Here is a 3,199-nt window from a genome sequence, read left to right on the forward strand (position 1 = left end):
ATCCGGCGCAGCGGCCGGCGGCGGGGCGGGCGACCGGGCTGGTCAGCGGTGCGACTGCCGGAACCGGCGCACCATCAGCGCCGCGCCGGTGAGCAGGGCGACGAGGATCGCCGAGCCGACCCAGAGCCGCTCCGTCGCGGTGTCGTCCTGCGCCCCGGCGGCCCGGGCCCGCCACTGGGTCTCCTGCTGGGGTCCGGTCAGGCCGAGCTGTTCGGCGCCGGGGTCGTTCACCGGCACCGAGCCGGGTGCCGGGCCGAATCCCGTCACGCCCGGCGAGTCGTTGTCGTCCAGCGGGTTGTCGTGCACCAGCGGCACGTCCACGGTCAGCGCCGCGACCGGGTCGACCAGGCCGTAGCCGAACCGGTCGTCGCGGCCGGTGGGGCCGATGTCCTTGGCGGTGACCAGCAGCCGGTTCACCACGTCGCCTGCGGACAGCTGCGGGTAGCGGGCCCGGATCAGGGCCGCGGTGGCGGCGACCAGTGGCGCCGCGAAGCTGGTGCCCTGCACCCGCCAGTACCCGCTGGGCGGGCGAGCACCGACCAGACCGCTGGCGGGGGCGGTGAGGATGGTGGCGCGGCCGGTGATCGCGCCACTCCACAGGTTGTCGCTGTTGCGTTCCAGGCCGGAGACCGCGATCACGCCCGGCTCCCGGGCCGGATACCACACCTTGGCGTCGGGCGAGGTGGCGAGGTTGCCGGTGCAGGCGACCACCACCACGTCTCGGGCGAAGGCGTAGTCGATGGCGGCCGCCAGGGCGGCGCTGTCGCCGCTGCCGCCGAGCGACAGGTTGATCACCTGGGCGCCGTTGTCGACCGCCCATCGGACACCCTGGGCGACGATCAGCGCGTCGTCGTAGCGGTTCTCCTCGTCGAGGACCCGCACGGGCAGGATCCGGGCGTCCGGGGCGAGCCCCACCACGCCCTGACGGTCGTCGTTACGCCCCGCGATCAGGCCGGCCACCGTCGTGCCGTGGCCGACCGGATCCGGCTCGGTCGCCCCGCTGGGGCTGACCAGGTCGAGACCGGGCAGCACCTGGCCCACCAGGTCGGGGTGGGAACCGTCCACCCCGGAGTCGATGACGGCCACCACCACGCCACGCCCGGTCGAGGTACGCCACGCGGCCTTGGCGTTCAGTTTGTCGAGTTGCCACTGCTCGTCGCGGACCTGGTCGGCGCGGTCCGTCACGTCTCCGGGCGCGTACGCCACGGGAACGCCGAGGGCGGGTGAGGGGGCCGGCACGGCGGCAGCGGGAACGACCGCGACGGCAGCCGACAGCACGGCAGCGGCGGCCGCGAGCAGCGCGCGGTGCGCCAACCCGCGGGGCCCTGGCGGACCGCCGTGCCGCACCCTGGTCACAATCTCAGCCATTCGTCGCAGGACACATGACGATCGGAGATTACCGGTTCCGTCCCGCTTCTAGGGACGTTCCGTGGACTCGGCGTCACTGTGGTGACAGGTGGGCCAACTGGACCAGGCGTACGCCCTCGCGTCGGGTGAACAGCCGACCGCGCCCGGGCGGCAGCGGTCCGGGCCGGACCGGGCCGACCAACGCGCCCTCCTCCGGGCTGCCGGACATCACCAGGCCCGAGGTGGACAGTTCGCGGAGCCGCTGCACGACGGGCTCGTACTGGGCGCGGCCGGCGCCGCCGGAGCGTCGGACCAGTACCAGGTGCAGCCCGACGTCGCGGGCGTGCGGCAGGTGCTCCTCCAGCGCCCGTAGCGGGTTCGACGGCCCACTCGCGACCAGGTCGTAGTCGTCGACCAGCACGAACAGTTCCGGGCCGGACCACCACGACCGGTCGCGCAGCTGCGCCGGGCCGACCTCCGGGCCGGGGATCCGGCCCTGCAGGTAGCCGGCGGCCGACTCGACCAGGTCGGCGGTGTGCGCGGCGGCGGTGCCGTACCCGATCAGGTGGGGTGTCTCGATGGCACCGAGCAGGCTGCGCCGGTAGTCCACCAGGATCAGCCGGGCCTGCTCCGGGGTGAACCGGCTGACGATCGAGGTGGCCAGGGCACGCAGGAACGACGACTTGCCGCACTCGGCGTCGCCATAGACGACGAAGTGCGGCTCGGTGGTGAAGTCGAGGACGACCGGGCGTAGGTCCGCCTCGGCGATCCCGACCGGGATCCGCAGCCCGGTGGTGGCGTCGAGGTCGAGATCGGCGTACGGCAGCACCGCCGGGAGCAGTCGCACCCGGGGCGCGGCCGGTCCGGCCCAGGCCGCGGTCACCTGCTTCACCAGACCGGCGGTCTCCGAGCCGGCGAGCTGCGGCAGCGCGGTGAGGAAGTGCAGGCTCTCCGAGGTGATGCCCCGTCCCGGTGTCTGCTCCGGCACGTCGGCCGCCGCGCGCCGGGCGACCAGCGAGTCCGACGGGTCACCGAGACGCAGCTCCAGCCGGGAGCCGAAGAGGTCCCGGATGGCCGGCCGGAAGTCCAACCAGCGCACCGCGGTCGCCACCACGTGCACGCCGTACGACAGGCCCCGGGTGGCGAGGTCGGTGATCAGCGGTTCCAGGTCGTCGTACTCGCCGCGCAGGGTCGCCCACCCGTCGATGACGAGGAAGACGTCGCCGAACGGGTCGGTCCGGGGCTCACCGGCGGTGACCTGGGCGTCGCGCCGCTGCCGCCAGGCGGCCATCGACTCCAGCCCGAGTTCGGCGAAGGTGCGTTCCCGGTCGGCCAGCACGGTGGCCATCTCGCCCACGGTGCGCCGTACGCCGGTCGGGTCGGCCCGCCCGGTGACCCCGCCGACGTGCGGCAGGTCCCGCACCGAGGCCAGCCCGCCACCACCGAAGTCGAGGCAGTAGACCTGCACCTCGGCCGGGGTGTGGGTGAGCGCCAACGCGCAGATCAGCGTCCGCAGCGCGGTGGACTTGCCGCTCTGCGTACCGCCGACCACCGCGACGTGGCCGGCCGCGCCGTCCAGTGCCAGCCAGAGCAGGTCACGACGCTGCTCGTACGGCCGGTCGACCATCGCCACCGGCACCTGTAGCGTTCCGTGCAGTTCCGGGTTGCCGAAGGTGAGCCCCCGGACCGGGTCCACCGCGAGCGGACCGACCAGCTCGTCCAGGGCGGGCGCGCCGTCCAGCGGCGGCAGCCACACCTGGTGCGCCGGCGGTCCCTGCCCGGCGAGCCGGCCGACCAGCAGGTCCAGCAGGGTTTCCCGGCCGTCCTCGTCCTGCTCGGCGACGGGTGGGGC

Annotated in this window: 2 protein-coding genes; both read right to left on the minus strand. The window is 74.2% G+C overall.

The genetic code is table 11. The features are described 5' to 3' along the window. Positions 1–42: 42 nt before the first annotated feature. Positions 43–1,368: a type VII secretion-associated serine protease mycosin gene (gene mycP / locus C1I95_RS32940; RefSeq protein ID WP_199524020.1), complete on the minus strand. Its 1,326-nt coding sequence runs from the start codon at positions 1,366–1,368 to the stop codon at positions 43–45. A gap of 73 nt (positions 1,369–1,441) precedes the next feature. Continuing rightward, a partial coding sequence (gene eccCb, locus C1I95_RS32945; protein ID WP_111219905.1) for a type VII secretion protein EccCb occupies positions 1,442–3,199 on the minus strand: 1,758 nt, incomplete at its 5' end.

The organism is Micromonospora craterilacus, from assembly GCF_003236315.1.
Lineage (GTDB): Bacteria > Actinomycetota > Actinomycetes > Mycobacteriales > Micromonosporaceae > Micromonospora > Micromonospora craterilacus.

Excerpts from the sequence above, each read along its gene's own strand:
- mycP (WP_199524020.1), bottom strand. The coding sequence starts at position 1,368 with ATGGCTGAGATTGTGACCAGGGTGCGGCACGGCGGTCCGCCAGGGCCC.